At 69.3% G+C, this 24142-nt stretch carries 15 protein-coding genes and 1 pseudogene; 11 read left to right on the top strand and 5 right to left on the bottom strand.

Annotation, left to right across the window (positions count from 1 at the left end):
* Positions 1–52: 52 nt before the first annotated feature.
* The gene (locus OHA64_RS42055; protein WP_405622453.1) at positions 53–832 is read right to left on the bottom strand and encodes a class II aldolase/adducin family protein; all 780 of its coding nucleotides are present in this window, start codon (positions 830–832) and stop codon (positions 53–55) included.
* A 139-nt stretch (positions 833–971) separates the two neighbouring features.
* The gene (locus OHA64_RS42060) at positions 972–2594 is read right to left on the bottom strand and encodes a PucR family transcriptional regulator (RefSeq protein ID WP_405622454.1); all 1623 of its coding nucleotides are present in this window, start codon (positions 2592–2594) and stop codon (positions 972–974) included.
* 223 nt (positions 2595–2817) lie between these two features.
* On the opposite strand from OHA64_RS42060, the gene OHA64_RS42065 reads away from it, so the two are divergent.
* Genes OHA64_RS42065 through hpaD form a run of 5 tightly spaced genes read left to right on the top strand, consistent with a single transcriptional unit; the run spans position 2818 to position 8682 of the window.
* Entirely contained in the window at positions 2818–3819 is a 1002-nt protein-coding gene (locus OHA64_RS42065; RefSeq protein WP_405622455.1) for a ketopantoate reductase family protein, read from the top strand.
* Positions 3820–3829: 10 nt separating this feature from the next.
* Positions 3830–5272: a fumarylacetoacetate hydrolase family protein gene (locus OHA64_RS42070; protein ID WP_405622456.1), complete on the top strand. Its 1443-nt coding sequence runs from the start codon at positions 3830–3832 to the stop codon at positions 5270–5272.
* A complete protein-coding gene (gene dapA / locus OHA64_RS42075; RefSeq protein ID WP_405622457.1) occupies positions 5259–6185 on the top strand; it encodes a 4-hydroxy-tetrahydrodipicolinate synthase in 927 nt (308 codons plus the stop codon). Before OHA64_RS42070 ends, dapA begins: the two co-directional genes overlap by 14 nt.
* A 2-nt stretch (positions 6186–6187) precedes the next feature.
* A complete protein-coding gene (hpaE, locus tag OHA64_RS42080) occupies positions 6188–7675 on the top strand; it encodes a 5-carboxymethyl-2-hydroxymuconate semialdehyde dehydrogenase (RefSeq protein WP_405622458.1) in 1488 nt (495 codons plus the stop codon).
* On the top strand, positions 7672–8682 hold the full coding sequence (gene hpaD, locus OHA64_RS42085) for a 3,4-dihydroxyphenylacetate 2,3-dioxygenase (RefSeq protein ID WP_405622459.1): 1011 nt from the start codon (positions 7672–7674) through the stop codon (positions 8680–8682). The genes hpaE and hpaD overlap by 4 nt, the downstream gene beginning before the upstream one ends.
* A 302-nt stretch (positions 8683–8984) precedes the next feature.
* On the opposite strand, the pseudogene OHA64_RS42090 reads toward hpaD, so the two are convergent.
* The 3 genes and pseudogenes from OHA64_RS42090 to OHA64_RS42100 form a co-directional block, all read right to left on the bottom strand.
* Positions 8985–9146, bottom strand: a pseudogene (locus OHA64_RS42090) (beta-galactosidase trimerization domain-containing protein); the annotation flags it as partial.
* Between the two features lie 162 nt (positions 9147–9308).
* Entirely contained in the window at positions 9309–10529 is a 1221-nt protein-coding gene (locus tag OHA64_RS42095; protein ID WP_405622460.1) for a metallophosphoesterase, read from the bottom strand.
* Between the two features lie 264 nt (positions 10530–10793).
* Complete coding sequence (locus OHA64_RS42100) at positions 10794–12260, bottom strand: non-reducing end alpha-L-arabinofuranosidase family hydrolase (protein ID WP_405622461.1); 1467 nt, start codon at positions 12258–12260, stop codon at positions 10794–10796.
* A gap of 603 nt (positions 12261–12863) precedes the next feature.
* Between OHA64_RS42100 and OHA64_RS42105 the strand changes: the two genes are divergently transcribed.
* The 6 genes from OHA64_RS42105 (at position 12864) to OHA64_RS42130 (ending at position 24089) form a co-directional block, all read left to right on the top strand.
* Entirely contained in the window at positions 12864–14294 is a 1431-nt protein-coding gene (locus OHA64_RS42105; RefSeq protein ID WP_405622462.1) for an endo-1,4-beta-xylanase, read from the top strand.
* A gap of 432 nt (positions 14295–14726) precedes the next feature.
* The gene (locus OHA64_RS42110; protein ID WP_405622463.1) at positions 14727–16154 is read left to right on the top strand and encodes an arabinofuranosidase catalytic domain-containing protein; all 1428 of its coding nucleotides are present in this window, start codon (positions 14727–14729) and stop codon (positions 16152–16154) included.
* Between the two features lie 114 nt (positions 16155–16268).
* The gene (locus tag OHA64_RS42115) at positions 16269–17918 is read left to right on the top strand and encodes a glycoside hydrolase family 27 protein (protein WP_405622464.1); all 1650 of its coding nucleotides are present in this window, start codon (positions 16269–16271) and stop codon (positions 17916–17918) included.
* Positions 17919–18044: 126 nt separating this feature from the next.
* Positions 18045–19589, top strand: a complete 1545-nt coding sequence (locus OHA64_RS42120; protein WP_405622465.1) for an arabinofuranosidase catalytic domain-containing protein — start codon at positions 18045–18047, stop codon at positions 19587–19589.
* A gap of 121 nt (positions 19590–19710) precedes the next feature.
* Positions 19711–21540 (top strand): RICIN domain-containing protein, encoded by a 1830-nt coding sequence (locus OHA64_RS42125; RefSeq protein WP_405622466.1) that lies wholly within the window; start codon positions 19711–19713, stop codon positions 21538–21540.
* 140 nt (positions 21541–21680) lie between these two features.
* Complete coding sequence (locus tag OHA64_RS42130; RefSeq protein ID WP_405622467.1) at positions 21681–24089, top strand: ricin-type beta-trefoil lectin domain protein; 2409 nt, start codon at positions 21681–21683, stop codon at positions 24087–24089.
* The last annotated feature ends 53 nt before the right edge of the window (positions 24090–24142 follow it).

Genomic DNA, 24142 nt, shown 5'->3' on the forward strand with positions numbered 1-24142 from the left:
GTCGTCGGGGCGTCGTTGGCCCGGGGGAGCGGGGAGCGGGGGAGCCGGGGGGTCAGACGGCGTAGTCGGGGGCGATGCGGTCGATCCTGCGGCGCAGTGCGTCGAACAGGGTCCTGCCCGCCTCCGTACGGTCGCCCATCTGGAAGGACTCCTTGGTCGAGCGCACCGCCGCCTCCCGGCTCACCGGGGTCAGCGGCTGCCCGGACTGCTGGGCGGCGAGCTGGATCTCGCAGGCCCGTTGCAGAGTCCACAGGGCGGCGAAGGCGGCGGGGACGGTCGGCCCCATCGCCAGCAGGCCGTGGTTGCGCAGGATCATCAGGTCGCGCTCACCGAGGTCGGCCACCAGCCGTGGCTTCTCCTCCGGGTCGACGGTGATGCCCTCGAAGTCGTGGTAGGCGACCATGTCGTGCAGTTGGGCGGCGTAGAAGTTGTCCGGGTCCAGCCCGCCGCGCAGACAGGCGACTCCGGTGCCGGCGGTGGTGTGGGTGTGCATGATGCAGTGCGCGTCGGACCGGTTGGCGTGGATCACCGAGTGGATCAGCAACCCCGCCTCGTTGACCGGCCAGTCCGAGTCCGACAGGACGTTGCCGTCGAGGTCGATCTTCACCAGGTTCGACGCGGTCACCTCGTCGTACATCAGGCCGAACGGATTGATCAGCAGGTGCCCCTCCTCGCCGGGCACCCGGACGGTGATGTGGTTGAAGATCATCTCCACCCATCCGAGGTGGTGGAAGACGCGGTAGCAGGCGGCGAGTTCGAGCCGCGCCCGCCACTCCGCATCGCTCATGTACGCCGGTTTCGCCGTGCTCGTCGGGGTGTCCAGAACGGTCACTGCCGTGCTCCTTGTTTGCTGCGTGGGCATCGCCGGTATCGGGTGCCGGTCTCGGTGTGCAGGAGCATGGGTGCGCGACCGCTCGGGAGCCAATGTCGGGCTCGACAGTGAATCCGGTCAGGTGGTGTCCGATGCGACATCAGTCGGTCGGAGGCGGCTCCGACAGGCCGGCAAGCGCCGTCAGTTCCAGTGTCAGCAGAAGGCGCCGTGTCGGATCGGCGAGCGCCACGTCGAAGAGTTGCTCGGCCCGGCGCAGCCGCAGCCGCAACGTGTTCTGGTGAATGTGCAACTCGGCGCTGGACGCGGCGACATCGCCGAAATGCCGCAGATAGCTGAGCAGCGTGGCGCAGTAGTCGGTGGCGTGTTCGGCGTCGTGCGCCCGCAGGCGTTCCGCGATGCCGGTGCGCAGTTCGGCGTCCTCGCGTACGGCGCCGACGAGCCGCCGCAGCACCAGCTCCGGCCGCAGGTCCTCGGCGTGGTGAGCGCCGGGGCCTGCGCACCGCTCCCGGAGGTGGTCGAGGGCGGCGTCGATGTCGCGGCGGGCCGCGAGCAGGGCGGAGGTCGTCCCGACCGTGGGGGAGTCGACCGCGGTGAACGAACGGTGCAAGCTGTGCCGGGCCCGGTCCAGGAGGTGGTCCAGCAGGACCCCGGTGGACACGGAGCCGGAACCGGCGGTCGGCAGCAACACGTAGACACGGTCGTCGAGCAGGGCCGCCGCCGGTTCGTACCCGAGGGAGCGGCCGTCGAGGACGGCCAGGTCCAGCGCCCGAAGCAGAGCGGCGCGGCGTCGAGCCGCGGTACCGGCTTCCCACGACTCCTCGTCGCCGCGCTTTCGTACCGCCTCGGCCAGCCCGATCAGCACGGCGGGAAGGCGGACTCCGCCGGGCGGGTCCGCCTGCCCCGACCGGCCCTCCAGTGCGTGACGCAGGGCGCGGTCGCGGCTCTCCTGCTCGGCGTCGACCTGGCGGCGCAGCGCCAGCATGTGCAGCGCCGCGACCCGGGCCGCCTCCTGGAGGGTGGGCCCGCAGTCGGAGGCCGCGGTCTCGTCGGGAAACGCGACCCAGAGGGAACCGAGCACGTCCTCGCCCGCCCTGATGACCACGGCCGTGCGCGGCAGATCCCCGGCCCGGTGCCGGGGTACGACCGTGTCGCTCACCCACACCTCCCGGTCCAGGTGATCGGCGAGCGCGTCCTCGGGCACCCGCCTGCCCAGGATCCCGCGCCGCCGGGTCTCGTCGATGGGCTGGTCGGGCAGGTTCGAGTAGGCGACCACCACCTGCTGTGTGTCCATGATCGCGACAGCGCCGCCGACGATGCCGGCGACCGCGTTGGCCAGGGAGAACAGGTCGCCGCCCGTCGCCCCACCGCTCGGTTCCGCAACCGCCGCGCGCGCGGCCAGGATGGTGGTGACCAGGCGCTGCACACGCGTCCACGGCACCTGCGGATCGACGGCCAGGACGGGGACGCCGGCCCCGTCGACCTGCGCCGACACCTCCGGCGGCGGGGGAGCGGTGCACTTGACGGCGAGTGCGCAGGAATGGTCCGCCGCCGTTCGAAGGGCCGCGCCCAACGCGTCACGGTCGGCGATGTCCACACCGACCCCGAGCAGCAGATGCCCGGGCGCGGTGGTCCCGAGTGCCTCCGGAGAGTCCAGCAACTCGGCGCCCTTGACGTGCCATTCAGCATCACCGCCATCGGACAGCAGGCTGATGACACCGCCTCGCAGTGCCTCGACGAGCTGCTCGAGGGGCATCGCGGTCATGGTGGCCCTCCGTTCACGGTGATGTCGGAATCTACATCACACAACCTCCGTGAGTGTAGGTACCGACATTGTTGCGGGCCGCGAGGCGGCGCATGCTCGCTGCGAACGGCCACACCGGCCCGTGGCCACACCGGCCCACGATCACACCCGCAAAGGAGGCGTGACGGCGTTGTCGCATTCACCCGCATCCCCACCGCACAGCCGCCCACCTCGGATCACCGTCGTGGGCCCGGGTGCCGTCGGCGCCACCCTCGCCGGGGCGTTCGCCGCCTCGGGAGCCGAGGTCTCCCTGCTCGGACGGCCCGGCCCGCACCTCGACGCAATCGCCGCGCAGGGGCTCCTGCTGTGTGGCCGGGAATCGGGAGTCGGCCGCGAAACAGGAGGCGAGGTCCGCCATCGTTTCCCCACGGCTCACGACGCAGCGCGGCTCCCCGTACCGGACCTGGCCGTCGTCTGCGTCAAGAGCCAGTACCTGCTCCCGGCCATCCGCGGTATCCGCACCTGGGTCGAGCACGGTGTGGACGTGCTGGTCGTGGCCAACGGAGTGCCCTGGTGGCTGCCGTCCACCGCCGAGCGCACCGGGGAAGACCCCGTGCTGCGATCGGTCGACCCCGACGGGGAACTGCTGCGGCTGCTGCCCGCCGAGCGGGTGATGTCCGGTGTGGCGCACTTCAGCAGCGCCGTCGAGGGCCCGGGCCGCGTGACACACCTCAGCGGTGACAGGCTGCTCTTCGGCGACCCGACAGGCGGGATCTCCGACCGCGTCCACCGGTGCGCCGCGGCCCTCTCCGCAGGTCCAGTCCGCCCGGAACCCAGCGCGGACATCCGCCGGGACATCTGGGAAAAGCTGCTGGGCAACGTCAATCTCAACCCCGTCAGCGCACTCACCGGTGCCACCGTCCTCGACATCCTCGACGACCCCGACGTACGGCAGGTCTGCGCCGCCATGTTCGACGAGGCAGCGGCCGTCGGTACGGCACTGGGCATCAAGAGCGCCATGACGGCCGACGAACGGCTCGACATCGCCCGCGAGCTCGGCGCGTTCCGCACCTCCATGCTGCAGGACGCGGACCGGGACCGGCCCCTCGAACTCGACGCGATCGTCGGTGCCGTACGCGAACTCGCGCGCCGCACCGGTGTGCCGTCCCCCTCCCTCGACGCGGTGCACGGACTGCTCGCCCTGCGCGAGCGCGTTCGCGGCCACGGCGAGTCGTCCGCCAGGTGAAGGAGCCCCGGTGCCACACCCCTTGGGGAACGCCCCATCGAAGATCATCGCCGTCCACCTCAACTTCCGCAGCCGCGCCAAGGAGCGCGGCCGGACCCCCGCTCATCCCTCCTACTTCCTCAAACCGCCGTCGTCGCTGGCCGGCACCCAAGAGGTGATCGTCCGGCCGCGCGGCTGCCAACTCATGGGCTTCGAAGGTGAGATCGCCCTCGTCATCGGCTCACGGGCCCGGCAGGTGCGGCCGGAGGACGGCTGGCGCCACGTGCGCTGGGTGACCGCCGCCAACGACGCGGGCGTGTACGACCTGCGGTACGCCGACCGCGGCTCCAACCTGCGCTCCAAAGGCGCGGACGGCTTCACCCCGATCGGGCCACGGCTGCTGGACGCCACCGAACTCGACCCCGGCGCACTGCGGTTGCGGACCTGGGTCAACGGTGAGCCGGCCCAGGACGACACGACCGACACCCTGCTCTTCCCGTTCGGCGAACTGGTCGCGGACCTGTCCAGACTGGTCACCCTGGAACCCGGGGACGTGATCCTCACCGGCACACCGGCCGGCGCCTCGGTGGTCGAACCGGGCGACGTGGTCGAAGTCGAGGTCGGCGACGGCCGGTTGAGCACCGGAGTGCTGCGCAACCCGATCGCGTCCGCCGAACACGACCTGGAGCCGTGGGGCGCGCAGCCCAGGACGGACCGGGCCGAGGAGGAGTCGGCGTACGGATCCACGTACGTCCCCGAGCCGCTACTGGACGAGGCACTCGCCCGCGGTCTCCGCTCGGTTGCCGTGGCGACGATCAGCGCGCAGTTGCGGCGGCGCGGCCTGCCGCACATGTCCGTCGACGGGGTGCACCCCGCCACGCGCGGCACCCGCATGGTGGGCGTGGCACACACCCTGCGCTATCTGCCGCTGCGCGAGGACCTGTTCGAGAAGTACGGCACCGGCATGAACGCCCAGAAGAGGGCGATCGAGGAACTCCGGCCCGGACATGTGCTGGTGATGGACGCCCGACGGGACACCTCCGCCGGAACGCTGGGCGACATCCTCGCCCTGCGTGCCCAGCAGCGCGGCGCGGCCGGGGTGGTGACCGACGGAGGGCTGCGGGACAGCGCGGCCGTCGCCGCCCTCGGACTGCCCGTGTTCCACGGCGGAGCCCACCCGTCGGTGCTCGGCCGCCGTCACGTCCCGTGGGACACGGGCGTTCCGGTCGCCTGCGGCGGAGCGCTGGTCCAGCCCGGCGACCTGATGGTCGGTGACGACGACGGTGTCGTGGTCGTCCCGCCGGAGCTGGGCGGAGAGTTGATCGCCGACTGCCGGGAGCAGGAGCGGCAGGAGCGGTTCATCACCGAACAGGTGGCCGGCGGCGAGAGCGTCGACGGTCTGTATCCGCTGGGTCCTGCCTGGCGGGATGCCTATGAGAACTGGTGCAAGGGAGAGAACAGTGAAGTTCCGTAGCGACCCGTCCACGATCCGCGGCTCGATCGCCCCGGTCGTCACCCCCTTCACGGCCGAGGGCGCCGTCGACCACGAATCCCTGCGGGAGCTGATCCGCTTTCAGCTGGAGTCCGGGTCGCACGGCATCTCGCTGGGCGGCTCGACCGGTGAGCCCAGTGCCCAGTCCGTCGCCGAGCGGATCGCGGGGATGCGTACCGCGGTGGAGGAGATCGGGGACCGGGTGCCGTTCCTGCCCGGCACCGGCTCCCACAAGCTGGACGAGACCCTTGAACTCACCGCCTCAGCCGAGGAGTTGGGCGCGGACGCGGCTCTGGTCATCACGCCGTACTACGCCCGCCCCACCCAGGAGGCCCTCTACACCTGGTACGCCACGGTGGCCCGGGAGTTCCCGGACCTGCCGATCGTCGCCTACAACGTGCCCTCCCGCACGGCGGTGGACATCGCGCCGGAGACGGTCGGGCGGCTGTTCACCGACTTCGAGAACTTCGTCGGGGTGAAGGAGACGACGAAGGACTTCGAGCACTTCTCCCGCGTGTTGCACGCCTGTGGACGCTCGCTGCTGGTGTGGTCCGGGATCGAGCTGCTGTGCCTGCCCCTGTTGGCGCTCGGCGGCACCGGTTTCGTCTCGGCCGTGGCCAACCTGGCCCCGACCGCGGTGGCGCGGATGTACGAGCTGTGGGAGGCGGGTGACTTCGAGGCCGCCCGCGACCTGCACTACCGGCTGCACCCGCTGGTCGACCTGCTGTTCGTGGAGACCAATCCGGCACCCGCCAAGTGGGTCCTCGCCCAGCAGGGCCGCATCGCCTCCGCTCACGTCCGCCCGCCGTTGACGACGCCCACCGAGGCGGGCCTGACGAAGATCCGCGCGCTGCTGGCCGAGGGCGGCGACCTCACCGCACGGATCGGAGCGTGACCATGAGCGTGAGCATCGAGAACCTGCCTCCCGTCATCCGGCACTGGATCGGCGGCGAGTTGGTCGACAGCGCCGACGGGCGGACGTTCCCCGTGGCCGATCCGGTGACCAACACGCCCTACGCCAAGGCCGCGGCCGGCGGCCCGGCCGACGTCGAACGGGCGGTCGCGGCCGCCAGGTCCGCCTTCCCCGCCTGGTCGTCCCTCGGCAACCGGGAACGCGCGAACGTGCTGAACCGTATCGCGGACGCCGTCGAGACCCGCCACGAGCGGCTGGCGTCCTTCGAGTCGTACGACACGGGACTCCCCATCACCCAGGCCCGCGGCCAGGCCCGGCGCGCCGCCGAGAACTTCCGCTACTTCGCCGACGTGATCGTCGCCCTCGGCGAGGAGTCCTTCCGGCAGGGTGACGAGCAGTTCGGTTACGTGGTGCGCAAGCCGGTCGGCGTGGCCGGGCTCATCACGCCGTGGAACACCCCCTTCATGCTGGAGAGCTGGAAGCTGGCCCCGGCCCTGGCCTCCGGCTGCACGCTGGTCCTCAAGCCCGCCGAGTGGACCCCGCTGTCCGCCTCTCTGTGGCCGGAGATCTTCGCCGACGCAGGAGTGCCCGACGGGGTGGTCAACATCGTCCACGGCATCGGCGAGGAGGCGGGCCAGGCACTGGTCGACCACCCGGACGTACCGCTGATCTCCTTCACCGGATCCACCGACACGGGCCGCCACATCATCAGGTCGAGTGCCCAGCACCTGAAGACCACCTCGATGGAGCTGGGCGGCAAGTCCCCGGCTGTCGTCTTCGCGGACGCAGACCTCGAAGCCGCCCTCGACTCGGTCGTCTTCGGGGTGTTCTCCCTCAACGGCGAGCGCTGCACGGCCGGTTCACGCGTCCTGGTGGAGCGCCCGGTGTACGAGGAGTTCACCCGCCGTCTGGCGGAACGGGCGGACGCCGTCCGGGTCGGACCGCCCTCCGACCCGGCCACCGAGGTGGGCGCGCTGGTCCACCCCGAGCACTACGAACGCGTCCTGAACTACGTCGAGATCGGCAAGAAGGAGGCCCGCCTCGTCGCCGGCGGCACCCGGCCGGCGCATCTGGCGGACGGCAACTACCTTCAGCCGACCGTCTTCGCGGACGTCGACCGTGACGCCCGCATCTTCCAGGAGGAGATCTTCGGCCCCGTCGTCGCCGTCGCCCCCTTCGACGACGAGTCCGAGGCGATCGAGCTGGCCAACGCCACCCAGTTCGGTCTCGCCGCCTACATCTGGACCTCGGGCCTCAAGCGGGGCCACCGCATCGCGCACGCCGTCGAGTCCGGCATGGTCTGGATCAACTCCCACAACGTACGGGACCTGCGCACCCCCTTCGGCGGGGTCAAGGCCTCCGGCGTCGGCCGTGAAGGCGGCGCGCACAGCATCGACTTCTACACCGAGTCGAAGATCGTCCATGTCGCCCTCGGCGATGTGCACACTCCCCGCTTCGGAGCCGCCCGATGACCCGCGCGCACCCGGACGCCCCGGACGTCGTCCGCTCCGCCTACGCCCAGCTGGCCGTCACCGATCTCGCCGCATCCCGCTGGTTCTGGGTCGACATGCTCGGTTTCCACGTCCAGTACGAGGACGCCGGCACCCTGTGCCTGCGCGGCACCGACGAGCTGACCCACCACTCCCTCGTCCTGCGCAGGGGCGACCTCGCGGCCCTCGACCACATCGCCTACCGGGTCCGCACCCCCGAGGACGTCGACAAGGCGGAGAAGTTCTTCACCGGCCTCGGCCGACCGGTGCGGCGCGTCCAGAAGGGCGACGGCACGCCCGGTGTCGGCGACGCCGTCCGCGTCATCGACCCGCTCGGCTTCCCCGTCGAGTTCTTCCACGACATCGAGCACGCCGAACGCCTCATCCAGCGCTACGACCTGCGCCACGGCGCCGAGATCGCCCGCCTGGACCACTTCAACATCTGCACCCCCGACATCCCCGCCGCCTACGCGCACTACAAGTCGCTCGGGTTCGGCTGCTCGGAGACCATCGAGGGTGACGAGCACGAGCTGTACGCGGCCTGGATGTACCGCAAGCAGACCGTCCACGACGTCGCCTTCACCTGCGGCGCCGGACCCCGCCTGCACCACCTCGGCGTCGCCACCCACGAATCCCACCAAGTCCTGCGCGCGGCAGACCTGTTCGGCTCGATCCGCAAGGAACACCACATCGAACGCGGCCCCGGCCGGCACGGCGTCTCCAACGCCTTCTACCTCTACCTGCGCGATCCCGACGGGCACCGGGTGGAGATCTACACCTCCGACTACTACACCGGCGACCCCGACCACGAGACGTACCGCTGGAACGTCCACGACGACCGCCGCCGCGACTTCTGGGGCAACGCCGTCATCGAGTCCTGGTACAAGGAGGCCACCCCCGTCCTCGGCCTCGACGGGAGCCCCCAGCTCGTCTCCGACGCCGTGCTGGACGAGTCCGCCGCGCAGGTCGGCGCGGACGGCCTCGGCTGACCCGCCGACGTACGGGGTGTACTCGGCGTCAGGACGGGACGCGGTGCGGTTCTCGGACGACGACGACACCTCCAGGCGGGACGAAGACCGTCCCCGTGACCGGGGCGCCGGTGAGGAGCTCCACCCCCATGGCGTGAGCTTCGGCTCCCTTTCCGGGTGTGGTCGATGAGGAACAGGAAGTCGGCCTCCGCGCCGCGGCGCCGGACGACCTCGACTCCGGCGGGCACCTGGTGTTCGGGAGCGACGCCGGCGTCCTGGCGGATGCGGTGGAGCAAAGTGGCCAGGGTGTCCTGGTCGGGGTGGGTCGCCAGATACCAGGCGATCCCGTTGCCGTATTCGTGGCGAGTGACGGCGGGCAGGCCGGTCAACGGGCCGTCGGCGTACGAGACGACGTCCAGCGCGCCGGCCGTCATCCAGTGGACGGACGTGAACGTCGACGACCAGCTCTGGAAGATCGTCCGCATCAACTGACCGGCCACTGACCCCGTCCACAGAGCCTCCTGCCGGCGCAGGGTCGCATGGTGACCCGCGTGTCAGGAGGCCCTGTGTCGTTCGATGCCGGGCCGGGAATCTTGGCTGGTCAGGAACTTCCTTCTGGGTAAGGCGGATGTGTTGGGCGCCCAGTGCTACGGCGAGTTGGGCAGGTGCGGGGAGCGGAGCACGAGCAGGGTGATCTCGCTGGGGGCGAGGACGCGGAACGGCGGGCCCCAGAAACCGGTGCCGCGGCTGGTGTAGAGGAGGGTGCGGGTGCCGTGGTGGCTGAGGCCGGCGAGGGCAGGCTGGTCGATGCGGACCAGGTGGTGGAAGGGCCAGATCTGGCCGCCGTGGGTGTGGCCGGAGAGTTGGAGGTCGATGCCGTCGGCTGCCGCCCGGTCGACGAACTTGGGCTGGTGTGCCAAGAGCAGGACGGGTAGGTCGGGGTCGGCGCCGTTCAGGGCTCCGGCGAGGTGGGCGCGGTGGCCTGCCAGGCCGGAGGACTCGGCGGTGACGTCATCCACGCCGGCGACCACGAGGGTGTCGCCTCCGCGTTCGAGCAGCAGATGGCGGTTGCGCAGCGGCTCCCAGCCCAGCTCGCCCATCAGGTCGACCCAGCCCTGGGCCTCGCTGTAGTACTCGTGGTTGCCGGTGACGTAGACACGGGCCCGGGTGGCCCGCACGGTACCGAGTGGGACGGCCTGGGCGCGGCGGCGTTCGGCCGTGCCGTCCGCGATGTCGCCGGTGTGGCAGACCAGGTCGGCTTCCAGGGTGTTCACCGTCTCGCACACCCGCGCCGACCAGCGAGTGCGATCGAGCGGGCCGTAGTGGGTGTCGGTGATGAGAACGACGCGAAGACCGTCCAACCCGGCACCCAGCCGTGGGAGTTGCACGTCGAGTCGGCGCACGCGCGGCACCCGGCGGGCTTCGGCGTACCCCCAGGCGAGCAGTACGGCGGTGGTGCCGAGGACGGCCCACGTGACGATGCGGGCCCGGTCCTGACTCTCGCCGACGTCGGCCACGGTCAGGGCGAGCCGCAAGAGGACGCCGAGCAGAACGGACCAGGTGAACAGAACCCAGCTGGTGCCCAGCAGGGTGTCACCGACGATCGCCGCCCGGTCCTGCTGGCGTCGGCCGTGGCCGCGCATCATCGCGAGCGGCATGCCGACGAGGCCGAGGGCGAACAGGGCGGTGCCGGCGAGCGTGACAGGCAGCGGCCAGTGTTGGCCGGTGTGCAGAAGCACCCCGTACGGCACGGCCCACAGCAGGACGGGGGCGACCAGGGGGAGGTAGCGCATCAGGCGGTGCAGTCGGCTCTGCCGTGGCGCTCGCGCTTCACTGTCGGCGGGTCGGGTGTCGCTGGTGTCGGTCACGCTTCCCCTCACAAACCAGGCTGCCGTCCCGCGCACTGTATCCGGTCGCTCTCGGGCCGGCCGGACCGGCGTTCATGGCCGCGGACCCTTGGGGCGAAGGGTTCTCCGCGGGACGGCAAGACGTTGCCGCAGACACCTCCCTTGGCATGAGCCGCGATCAGAGCGCCACTGAAAAGATCACCAACTGTGCGACCCGGGCGGGCTCGGCCTTTCGCCGAGCCCGCCACGCCGGCTCCATACCGGAGCCAGACTCGTGTCACGCCGTCAGCGCTGGCGTGTCAGCAGACCCGGACGGTAGGGCAGGAGACCGTAGTCGCCGCCGGAGTTGGGGCTGCGCCCCTGGTAGAGCAATTGCAGATTGCAGGGATCGACGGTCATGGTCTGATCGGCGCCGGCGCGGATCAGTTCGCCGTGGCTGATGTCGTTGGTCCAGGTGGCGCCACTGTTGGCCTTGCCGGCGAAGGGATTGCTCTCGGTCGCGGCCTGGGGTGTCCATGAGCCGTTCAGACTGGTGGCCGTGAACGAGCGGAAGTAGCGGCCCTGCGAGCCGATCGCCTCGACGATCATGAGGTAGCGGTTCTGGCCCTGGAGCTTGTAGACCTGCGGGGCTTCGAACAGGTTGTTCGTCGTATCGCTCATGACCACTGTCGAGGTCGAACCGAAGCTGCCCGGGAAGTTCCCGATCGGCATGCCGGCCCGGTAGATCTTGCCGTTGTCACCGGCGAAGAACAGGTACATGTTCGTCCCGTCACCGATGAGTGTCTGGTCGATGGGTCCTGTTCCGGAGCCGGAGATGCTTCCGGAGAAGAGCACCTGCTGGGATGACCAGCCATTCGGGTTGGTGGGGTCGCTCGACGTCCGGTAGGAGAAGGCGGTCCCGCCCCACTGGTAGGCGAGCACCCAGATGTTCTTCGGCGCGAAGTAGAAGAGCGTGGGCGCGACGGTGGAGGACGACATCGTGTTCTGACTGGCCGAGGCCATCTCCGACCAATTGGTGAACGGGCCGAAGTTCATCGAACCCCAACTCGTCCCCGTGTCGTGCGTCGTCGCATAGACGAGTTGCCTGCCGTTGTAGGGGACGACGGTGAAGTCCTTGAGCGAGACCCATCCCTGCTTGGGCTGCGCCAGCGCGCCCGTTGATGTCCAGCGATAGGTCGACGGAAGATCGCACGGGCCGGAGGTGTCGCCGCCGACCTTGACGAGCTGCCACTGCTGGTTGGTGCCGCCCCAGTCGTCGTACTGGACGATGTTCGCGCTGTCGGCGGTGGAGGCGCCCTGCACTTCGAGAGCCTTGTTGCTGTGGCGCGAGACGAGCCTCACGTAGCCGTCCGAGCTGTCGGCCAGTCGCCACTGCTGGTTGGTGGCGTTCTGGTCGGTCCACTGGACGATCGAGCCACCGTTCGCGGTGGACCAGTTGTGGACGTCCAGCACCTTGCCCGAGTGGCGGGACTTGATGCGGTAGTAACCGCCCCCGGAATCGACGAACTGCCACTGCTGTTGGGCCTGGTCGTTCCTGGACCACTGAGTGATGCGGGCGCCGTCGGCGCTCGCCATGTTGTAGAGGTCCAGGGCCTTGCCGCTGTTGCGGTTGACCAGCACATACGAGGCGTTGGGGTCTACGGTCGCCGCGCCGGCGGGCTGGGCACCGAGGAAGGTGGCCACGAGCAGCAAGGGCGCAAGGACGGCGAGCAAGCGTCTTGGACGGACCGGGGACGGGTGGCGAAACCACATCAGAGGGTCTCCTTTGGGGGTGGGGGTGAGGTGACCCGATGAGCCGCGGAGCGGACGTGCCGGGCAGGCGCCAATCTCGAAACATTCGAAGAATTCCCGGATGCTTTGACGCCACAAGCTAGGAATGTGGGGCCCTCTGGTCAAGGCCTGTCGCCGATCTGTCCACAAACAGCGCCTCCGCGGCACCGGGGGTTCGCCGTCCGGCTAGCCGGGATCCCAGAAAGTTTCGGGCGAGGAACGGAAATTTCTGCGGGGAGTATTGACGATGCATCGTCAATACCTCAATCATCCCTGTCTAAGAGCCCGGCCATAGTTCGAGATCGAACCACGTCGGCCCTGAGCAGTCTGTGCTGCACGGCAGATCCACGCACAGCCGCACGACAGATCCACGCACCACAGCACCTGCGCCACCCCGTCTCGTTCCGGTGAGGTTCGCACCAGCGCATCCCGGCTCTTCGCGCAGTTGGAGAGGTACGCGACGCCGCGTGGCGGTCCCCCGGCTGAGCCGCGACGGAGTACCCCCATGCCTGTGCCGCAACAACCGCCGCCGCCCCGCCGTACGCGCTTCAGTCCTTCCATGTTTTCTACCTTGGAGGCACAGTCATGGGCTCGTATGCCCTTCCCAGACCCGTTGTCCGCCGGAAGATCCGCGGCCTGCTGTTGGCGCTGGTCGTCGGCGTCCTCGGTGTGGTCGCCGCACTGGTCACGCCGCCGGCCGCACACGCCGCCGAGAACACGCTCGGCGCCGCGGCGGCGCAGAGCGGCCGCTACTTCGGCACCGCCATCGCCTCGGGCAGGCTGGGCGACTCGGCGTACACGACGATCGCGGGCCGTGAGTTCAACATGGTGACGCCCGAGAACGAGATGAAGATCGACGCCACAGAACCGCAGCGGGGCCAGTTCAACTTCACCGCCGGTGACCGCGTCTACAACTGGGCGGTACAGAACGGCAAGAAGGTGCGCGGCCACACCCTGGCCTGGTACGCCCAGCAGCCCGGCTGGATGCAGAGCCTCAGCGGCAGCACGCTGCGGCAGGCGATGATCGGCCACATCAACGGCGTGATGGCCCACTACAAGGGCAAGATCGCCCAGTGGGACGTCGTGAACGAGGCCTTCGCCGACGGCGGTTCGGGAGCCCGGCGCGACTCCAACCTGCAGCGCACCGGCAACGACTGGATCGAGGTCGCGTTCCGCACCGCGCGCGCCGCCGACCCGGCCGCCAAGCTCTGCTACAACGACTACAACGTCGAGGACTGGAACTGGGCCAAGACCCAGGCCATGTACTCCATGGTCCGAGACTTCAAGCAGCGCGGCGTGCCGATCGACTGCGTCGGCTTCCAGTCGCACTTCAACAGCGGCAGCCCCTACAACAGCAACTTCCGCACCACCCTGCAGAACTTCGCCGCCCTCGGCGTCGACGTGGCCATCACCGAACTCGACATCCAGGGCGCCCCGGCCACGACCTACGCCAACGTGACCAACGACTGCCTGGCCGTCCCGCGCTGCCTCGGCATCACCGTCTGGGGTGTGCGCGACACCGACTCCTGGCGATCGGAGCAGACGCCGCTGCTGTTCAACGGCGACGGCAGCAAGAAGCCCGCTTACACCGCCGTCCTGAACGCACTCAACGGCGGCACCTCCACGCCCCCTTCGGACGGCGGAACGATCAAGGGCGTCGGGTCGGGCCGCTGCCTGGACGTGCCCAGCAGCAGTACCACCGACGGCACCCAGCTCCAACTGTGGGACTGCAACAACGGTACCAACCAGCAGTGGACGTACTCCGCCGCCGGTGAGCTCAGGGTCTACGGCAACAAGTGCCTGGACGCCGGCGGCACCGGCAATGGCACCAGAGTCCAGATCTACAGCTGCTGGGGCGGCGACAACCAGAAATGGCGCCTCAACTCCGACGGATCCATCGTCGGCGTCCAGTCCGGCCTCTGCCTCGACGCCGTCGCGAACGGCACCGCCAACGGCACCCTGCTCCAGCTCTACTCCTGCTCGAACAGCAGCAACCAACGCTGGACCCGCGCCTGAGGGGACCTACCTCAACGCGTACTGGAACTTCAGGTGAGGTGATCGGCGCCAAGCGCGCGCTCCTGCCACTGGATCGCTTCGGCGGACCAGAACGAACACCCGCGCCCGGCACGGCGGCCCGTCGCCGGACGCGGGTTTCGCCATGCCGTCACATAGGCCTGACCAGGGACAAGACATGGGATGGATTGCGTTCCTTCTGGGCGTGTCATGTCTATTGACAGTGTGAGAGGCCTGTGGAATCACTATCGACATGGGATGTCTGAGGGGTTCCTGTGGGTGCTCTCGGGTGCCTTGGCTCCCTTCGAACAGGCACGGCACTCTCTGTCCCCTTCCCCCACACAGTCAAGGAACAGAATGCAGCCTTCATCCGTTTCGCCCTGGGGCCCCGCGGCTCTTGGACGACGCTTACCGGCGGCCGCCGCCGCATGCGTGATGGCACTGCTGACCATGCTGCTGGCCACCGCGCCGACATGGTCGGCGCCTAAGTCGGCGGCGCCCCTGGTGAGTTCGGCGTCGGGGCGGTGCATGGACGTCCAGGGCAACGTCGACACGCCGGGAACGGCGTTGGACATCTGGGACTGCAACGGCCAGCGCAACCAGGCGTTCGAGTTCACGTCGGCGGGCGAACTGAGGACGATGGGCGGCACCCGGTGCGTGGACGCCTACGACGACCGGACGGCTCCGGGAGCTTCGACAGTCATCCGGTCGTGCGACGGACGGTCGACCCAGATGTGGCGACAGAACTCCGACGGGTCCGTCACCGGTGCCCGGTCCGGCTTGTGCCTGGACGTCAACGGGGCCGGCACGGCCAATGGCACCGCGGTCATCCTGTGGACCTGCAACGGCCAGGGCAACCAGAAGTGGAGCACCCGGACACCTCCGCCCTCGCCCGGCGGGTCGGGCCCGTGCGACATCTACTCCGCGGGCGGTACGCCGTGCGTGGCCGCGCACAGCACGGTGCGGGCGCTCTACGGTTCGTACAACGGCGCCCTGTACCAGGTCAGGCGCTCCTCGGACAACGCGACCAGGGACATCGGCGTGCTCACACCCGGCGGCGTCGCAGACGCGACGGCGCAGGACTCGTTCTGCGCGGGCACCTCGTGCGTGATCACGGTCGTCCGCGACCAGTCCGGACGCGGCAACGACCTGTGGTATCAGGGGTCGGCCCAGGTCCCGGGATCGACTCAGAGCAGCCCCGCGAAGGCGACCTCCGAGTCCCTGACCGCCGGGGGTACCAAGGCGTACTCGCTGTACATCAATCCCGGGAACAGCTACTGGCGGGACGGCCACCTGACGGGTGTGCCGACCGGTGCCGCACCCGAAGGGGCGTACATGGTCACCAGTGGCACCCATGTCAACGGCGGCTGCTGCTTCGACTACGGCAACAGTGAGACGACCCGGAAGGCCGACGCCGCCGGGGCGATGGACGCGATCAACTTCGGTACCCAGTGCTGGTTCGGCGGCTGCGCCGGCAGCGGTCCCTGGGTGCAGGCCGATCTCGAGTGGGGCCTGTACTCCGGTGGCAGCCAGTCCTGGAACACCAACCAGCGGGCTTTTCGCAGCAAGTTCGTCACCGCGATGCTGAAGAACAACGGGACGTCGAGGTTCGCACTCAAGGGCGGCGACGCGCAGTCCGGTGGCCTGACCACCCTGTGGGACGGCGGGCTTCCCGGCGGATACAGCCCCATGAAGAAACAGGGAGCCATCGTCCTGGGGAGCGGCGGCGACTGCTGCAAGCCGGGCGGCGGCGCGAACCTGAGCGCCGGCACCTTCTACGAAGGGGCGATGGTCGCCGGTTACCCCTCCGATGCGACGGACAACGCGGTGCAGGCCAACATCGCCGGAGCCGGCTACCGCTGAACCCCTGTCACCGGTGAGGGGGCGCGGCCTCCGGCACGTCTGAAACACCGCCGCGAGGCCGCTACGCCGCCGTGCATGTGTTCTCCCGCAACTCGACCCAGGAGTCGATGAATCATGCCCAGTACCACCGAGAGAGACGGGCGACTGCGGCCGCTGTCCGCGCTGCCGTCCTTGCGCGGGACCCTGGCGCTCACGTTCTCAGTCGTGCTGCTCGCCGCAGTCGCCCCCCTCCTCACCCTCGGCACGGCGCAGCCCGCCGCCGCGCTGGGCAACGGGCTCGCGCCGACCCCCCAGATGGGTTTCAACGACTGGAACGCGTACGGCTGCAATGTCTCCGAGTCGCTGATCAAGTCCACCGCGCAGGCGATGCACACCAACGGCATGCAGGCGGCGGGCTACTCGTACGTCAACATCGACGACTGCTGGATGACCCACAGCCGTGATTCCGGCGGCCACCTGGTGCCGGACCCGGCCAAGTTCCCCAGCGGCATCAAGGACACCGCGGACTACGTGCACTCGCTGGGCCTGAAGCTGGGGATCTACGAGGACGCGGGCACCGCGACCTGTGCGGGGTATCCGGGCAGCCTGGGGCACGAGACCACGGACGCGCAGTCCTTCGCGTCGTGGGGTGTTGACTATCTGAAATACGACAACTGCAACAACGCCGGGGTGCCGGCACGGACCCGGTACACCACGATGCGGGACGCCCTGGCGGCCACCGGCCGGCCGATCCTGTTCAGCCTGTGCAACTGGGGCCAGGAGAACGTGTGGACCTGGGGCGCGGACGTGGGCAACAGCTGGCGCACCACCGGGGACATCAGCCCGACCTTCTCGAGCATGCTGTCGATCTTCCACAGCAACGTGGGACTGGCCTCCTACGCCGGCCCTGGCCACTGGAACGACCCGGACATGCTGGAGGTCGGCAACGGCTCGATGACGGCCACCGAGAGCCGCAGTGAGTTCAGTCTGTGGGCGGAGATGGCCGCGCCGCTGATCGCGGGCACCAACATCCCCTCAGCCAGTGCGGACACCTTGGCCACGTTGACCAACTCCCGTGTGATCGCGGTCGACCAGGACCCCCTGGGCAGACAGGGCACCATGGTGTCCTCCTCGGGCGGCCTGGACGTGCTGGCCAAGCCCCTGGCCAACGGGGACGTGTCGGTGGCGCTGTTCAACGAGACGGGCTCGAAAGCGACCATCACCACCACCGCGGCCGCGATCGGGAAAACCGGGGCGTCCGCCTACACCCTGACCGACCTGTGGTCGGGCGCGTCCTCGACCAGCGTCGGCACGATCAGCGCCTCGGTGCCGGCGCACGGCACGGTGATGTACCGGGTCGCGGGCGGCACCAGCGGCGGCGGCAGCAGCGTGACCGGTGAGCTGCGCGCGGTGGGAGCGGGCAAGTGCCTGGACGTCCCGAAGTCCACCACGACCGCAGGTACCCAGGTGGAGATCTGGAGCTGCAACGGCGGGGCCAACCAGATCTGGACGCATACCGCCTCCCACCAGCTCACCGTCTACTCCGGCAGCGGCCAGGTGTGTCTGGACGCCTACAACAACCAGACCACCCCCGGCACGAAGGTGGAGATCTGGCCGTGCAACGGCCAGACCAACCAGCAGTGGACGCTGAACTCGGGCGGCACGATCACAGGCGTCCAGTCCGGCCTGTGCCTGGACGTCGCCGGAGCGGCCGGCGCCGACGGAGCCCTCGCCGAGCTGTCTACCTGCGACGGCAGCAGCAGTCAGCGGTGGACGCTGGGATGAGTCCCTTCCGCGGCTCAGCGGGGCAGGCCCGCAGGCCTGCCTCATGGGGGCGGCCGGGCGCCTTCGCACCGACCACTGGCAGCTTCGGCGCCGCCGTCCGGCGGCCTGGGCACTGAGGAGGTCTTCATGCGCAAGTCAGTCACCGATCGCCGCCGAAGGCGATGGAAAGCCGTGCTCCTCGTCGCCCTGGTGATGGCCGTGGCCGCGTTCGGTACACCGGCGTTCGCCAAGTCCCCACGGACCGGCACGACCGCCGCCGCCCACCGGGCGGCCCCGTCACCGAACGCCTCCGCGGCGGACGCGTCACTTCCGTGCGACATCTACGCGGCGGGCGGTAAGCCGTGTGTGACGGCGCATGCCACCACCAGGGCGCTGTTCGCGTCGTACGACGGGCCGCTGTACCAGATCCAGCGGTCCTCCGACCACAGCTACCGCGACATCGGAGTTCTCAGCGCGGGCGGGTACGCCGACGCGGCTTCCCAGGTCTCGTTCTGCTCGGGCACGTCGTGCACGATCACGAAGATCTACGACCAGACCGCCATGCACAACGACCTGCCGATCTCCTGGGGCGGCTTCTGGAAGGGACCCGGGCCCAACGGATCCGACGTCGGGGCGGACGCCATGGCCCTGCCGGTGACCGCGGCCGGCCACCAGGTCTTCGGTGTCAAGGTCAAGCAGGGTGTCGGCTACCGGATCGACCACGCGAAGGGCGTGGCCACCGGTTCCCAGCCCGAAGGCATCTACATGGTGACGTCGTCGAACTACACCAACCAGTGGTGCTGCTTCGACTACGGCAGCGGCGAGAACTCCCACACCGACACAGGCAACGCCACCATGAACGCCATCTACTGGGGCAACGCCTGCTGGTTCAACGGATGCACCGGCAACGGCCCATGGGTCGAGGCCGATCTGGAGAACGGCATGTACCACACCAACACCGGCTCCAACAAGGACCCCAACAACACCGGCGTGCACTACCCGTTCGTCAGCGCGTGGCTGAAGAACAACGGCACCAGCAATTTCACTCTCAAATACGGCAACGGCAGCAGCGGCGGCCTTACCACCACCTTCTCCGGTCCCTTGCCCAACGGGTATTCACCGATGAAGCTCGACAGTTCGGTCCTGCTCGGCACCGGGGGCGACAACAGTGTCTCGGGTACCGGCGAGTTCTTCGAAGGCGCGATGACGGCGGGCTACCCCTCCGACGCCACCGAGAACGCCGTGCAGGCCGCCATCACCGCCGCCGGCTACGGGGTGGGCAGCGGCGGCGGTAGCACGACGGGTGCACTGAGAGCGGTGGGCGCGGGCAGGTGTCTGGATGTGCCGGGCGCGTCCATGGCGCCGGGTACGCAGACCCAGATACAGGACTGCACCGGCGCGGCGAACCAGACCTGGTCGAAGACCGCCGCCCAGGAGCTCACCGTGTACTCCGGCGGCAACCGGCTGTGCCTGGACGCCTCGGGCCGCGGCACCAGCTCCGGTACCAAGGTCATCACCTGGACCTGCAACGGCCAGGCCAACCAGCAGTGGAACGTCAACACGGACGGCACCGTCACCAACGCCCAGTCCGGCCTGTGCCTGGACGTGACTGGCGCCGCCACCGCCAACGGCACCCCCGTCGAACTGTGGACCTGCAACGGGGGATCCAACCAGCGATGGTCACTGGGCTGACCCCCTGAGGGACCCGTCACCCGGCGCCAGGGCGGCACCCGAGCACCGCCCCGGCGCGTCACCGCACCCCACCGCATCACACGCGCCGCGGCGCAGCGGCGCCGAACCGCAGGAGGATCGGATGAGGACGAGAGCGAGACCCGGCCGTCTGGTACTGCTGGTCGGCATCGTCCTGGCACTCGTGCTGCCGCTGCTGTCGACGGCCACGAGCCAGGCCGCCGCGGACAAGTCGCTGAGCGTGCACCTGGCGTCCACCCGCGGGCCGTCGACCGGCGTGGGGGAGGGGTTCCTCTACGGCATCAGCGAAGACGGCAGCCGGCCGGTGGACCAGTTCATCCAGCCGCTGGGGATCAACGCCTTCCGCGGCGGTGGGTGGTTCTCCGGCGGCTGGATCAGGGACGGCTACCAGTACGGCTCGGCCACCCGGGCCGACGTCGACTCCATCGTCGCGCAGGCGAAACGGCTCACCCGGCCGCCCTATCACGCGCAGTACCAGGTGCTGGTGAGCGACATCTACGGCGCGAACGGCGGCCAGCCGTCGAACACGAGGTACCCGTGCGACAACGGCGACTGCTCCAACTGGGTCAGCTTCATCGACTCCACCGTGGGAGCGCTGCAGGCTTCGGGGCTCACGTTCTCCTACGACATCTGGAACGAGCCGGACATCTCCGCCTTCTGGACCCGGGGTGTGAACAGCGCCCAGTACTTCCAGATGTGGGACACCGCCTACCGGGAGATCCGGCGCATCGCCCCCGGGGCGCAGATCGTCGGGCCGTCACTCGCGTTCACCCCGGAGCGCAACCCGGGTGAATGGCGGACCTGGCTCGCGCACGTGAAGGCGGCCGGGACGGTGCCGGACATGATCGCCAACCACAACGAGGGCGATGTCGACGACCCGGTCACCGTCGCGCGGACCCTGAACAGCGCCCTGACCGCGGCGGGTATCGGTCCGCTGCCGCTGTCCTCGAACGAGTACCAGCCGGCCGATCGGCAGACTGCCGGGGTGACGGCGTGGTATTTGGCGCGGTTCGCGCAGTCCGGGTACACCAACGCGATGCGCGGCAACTGGGTGTGCTGCGTCACCCCGAACCTGACCGGAGTCCTGACCCAGAGCGGTGGCAGCTGGCAGCCGACCGGCAACTGGTGGGCGCTTCGGGACTACGCCGACATGACCGGCACCCTCGTCGACACCTCCGGCCAGGCCGGCTCGACGGCGATCTCGGCCTCCGAGGACTCCGCGAACAAGCGCGCGGTGGCGGTCATCGGCGACTCGAACGGGTACACAGGCGCCGCGTCCGTGACCTTCGACGGGCTGTCGTCCGTACCCTGGCTGGCGAACGCCGACAGCGTGCACGTCACCGTGCACCGCATCCCGGACCAGTCGCCGCTCGGCGCCCCACAGACGGTGTACGAGCAGAACGTGAGCACCTCGGGCGGCTCGATCACCGTGCCGATCACGTTCCAGGGCGCGCACGACGCGTTCGCCGTCTATCTGACACCGGCCTCGTCCGGGGGCGGCTTCCCGGACGGCTACCACCAACTGGTGGTAGCCGGCAACAACCTGTGCATGGACGTGTACGGCAACTCCGGCAGCGCAGGCGCCGCGATCGACCAGTGGACCTGCAACGGGCAGGGCAACCAGCAGTTCCGGTTCGTGCCCGCCTCGGGCGGCTACGGCGAACTGCGGGCCCAGAACTCGGGTCTGGACGTGGCGGTGGCCGGCAGTTCCACGGCGGCGGGCATCCCGGACATCGTCCAGCAGGCCCCCGGCGCGGCGGCCGGCAGCCTCTGGCTGCCCCTGCGGCAGTTCGACGGCTCCTACGCCTTCCAGAACAAGAACAGCGGTCTGTGCCTGGACGTCTACGGCGCCGGCGGCAACCTGGGGCAGCAACTGGACCAGTGGCAGTGCAAGAACATGCCCGGCACGAACCAGGACTTCATCCTCCGCTGACGGCGGCTCAACGGACGCCGGCCAGAGCGACCTCCGGCCACCGTGCAGCCACGGCTACCACGAACAGCACAGCCATTGCGCCCGATGGCCAAACCCCCCGGCGGCCACGGGACACCTCCTACCTGTGAAAGGAACCCACCGTGTCAGCATTCAGCCGGTTGTTCCGGCGCATGCGCGCCCCGACGGCCGTGCTCGCGGGCCTCCTCCTGACCGCCGGCGGCATCGTGAGCACGGCAGCCGCGCCGGCCCAGGCCGCCACCTCCATCACGATCAACGGCGCGTCCGGCGGCCGGACCTTCGACGGCGTCGGCGCGATCAGCGGCGGGGGAGGCAACAGCAGACTCCTGATCGACTATCCCGAGCCCCAGCGCGGCCAGATCCTCGACTACCTGTTCCGGCCCGGCTACGGCGCCTCCCTGCAGATGCTCAAGGCCGAGATCGGCGGTGACACCAACTCCACCTCAGGGGCCGAGCCCAGTCACCAGCACACCCGGTCCGACCTGAACTGCAACCGGGGCTACGAATGGTGGCTGATGGAGCAGGCCAAGGCGCGCAACCCGGACATCAAGCTGAACGGGCTCGCCTGGGGCGCGCCCGGCTGGCTCGGCGGCGGCAACTTCTGGTCCACCGACACCATCAACTATCTGCTCTCGTGGCTGGGCTGCGCCAAACAGCACGGGCTGAGCATCGACTACCTCGGCGGGTGGAACGAGCGAGGCTACAACGTCTCCTGGTACCAGCAGCTGCGAGGCGCGCTCAACAGCAACGGCTACGGCAACGTCAAGATCGTGGCCGCCGACTCGGACTGGTCCGTGGCGAACGACGTCAACTCCAACCAGGCGTTCGCCGCCGCGGTGAGCGTCATCGGCACGCACTATCCCTGCGGCTATCGGTCGTCCCAGTCCAACTGCTCGGTGCCGTCGGCCGCCACATCGTCCGGCAAGCCGTTGTGGGCGAGCGAGAACGGCTCGGACGACTACGACGGGGGAGCGCAGGCCGTGGCCCGCGGCATCAACCGCGGATACATCGACGGACGGATGACCGCGTACTTCAACTGGCCGGTGGTCGCCGCGCTCACACCCAACCTGCCGTACCCCACCATGGGTCTCGCCCTGGCCTCGCAGCCGTGGTCCGGCTCCTACTCGGTCGGCAAGAACACCTGGGTGATGGCACACACCAGCCAGTTCACCGCCCCGGGGTGGCGGTATCTCGACGCCTCCAGCGGCTACATCGGCGGCAACCGCGCCAACGGAAGCTACGTCTCACTCAAGTCCCCCAACAACTCCGACTACTCCACGGTCATCGAAACGATGGACGCCGGCAGCGCCCAGACGCTGAACTTCAACGTCACCGGGGGGCTGTCCAACAAAACCGTCCACGTCTGGTCCACCGACGTCAGATCCAACAACCCGGCCGACCACTTCGTGCACGCCACGGACATCACCCCGTCCGGCAGCGGTTTCAGCCTGACCGTACAGCCCGGCCACATGTACACCCTGACCACCACGACCGGACAGGGCAAGGGCACCGCCACCGGTCCCGCCCGGGGCACGCTGAAGCTGCCGTACGGCGACTCCTTCGACGGCAACGCCACCGGCACCGAGGCGAAGTACCTCATGGACTGGCAGGGCGCCTTCGAGGTGGTGGGCTGCGGCGGCGGCCGTGGCGGCAAGTGCGTGCGCCAGATGAGCCCGCAGAAGCCGATCACCTGGGACGCGCTGACCGATCCGCACGCCCTGCTCGGTGACGTGAGCTGGGGCAACTACACCGTCTCGTCCGAGGTGATGCTCGAGCAGCCCGGATACGCCGAGTTGATCGGCCGTGCGGGCGGACACGACTACGACCGTACCGGAGGGCAGAACGCCTACCGTCTGCGGGTGAGTGACACCGGGGCCTGGTCGATCCTGAACTCGAACACCAACGGCAGCGTCGCCACCTTGACCCGCGGGACGACCGGCGCGCTGGGCACCAACCGGTGGCACACCATGGCCCTCACCTTCTCCGGCACCGCGATCACCGCCGTCATCGACGGCGCCACGGTGGGTACCGTGAATGACCGCACCTGGGCCGCCGGGCAGATCGGCTACGGGACCAGCCAGGGCGAGACGGCGCAGTTCGACAACCTGTCCATCACGCCCGGCAGCGGCGGAAACGACGGCGGCACGACCGGCGCGATCGTCGGAGTCGGTTCCGGCCGGTGCGTGGACGTGCCGAACCAGTCGCAGACAGCCGGCACCCAAGTGGATCTGTGGGACTGCAACGGCGGCAGCAACCAGCAGTGGACGAACACCTCGGCCGGTGAGTTGCGGGTCTACGGGAGCGACTGCCTGGACGCCGCGGGCCAGGGCACCAGCCCCGGTACCAAGGTGGACATCTGGGACTGCAACGGCGGCAGCAATCAGAAGTGGACGATCCACGCCGACGGCACGATCACCGGTGACCAGTCCGGCCTGTGCCTGGACGCCACCGGCGCGGGAACGGCCAACGGCACCTTGCTGCAGCTGTGGACCTGCAACGGAAGCAGCAACCAGAAGTGGACGCGCGACTGATCCGGTGACCGGCTGACGACCACCGGCTCCCTCACCACCTCCGTCAATTTCCC

The sequence above is a fragment of the Streptomyces sp. NBC_00076 genome (genome assembly GCF_045041235.1).
Taxonomy (GTDB): domain Bacteria; phylum Actinomycetota; class Actinomycetes; order Streptomycetales; family Streptomycetaceae; genus Streptomyces.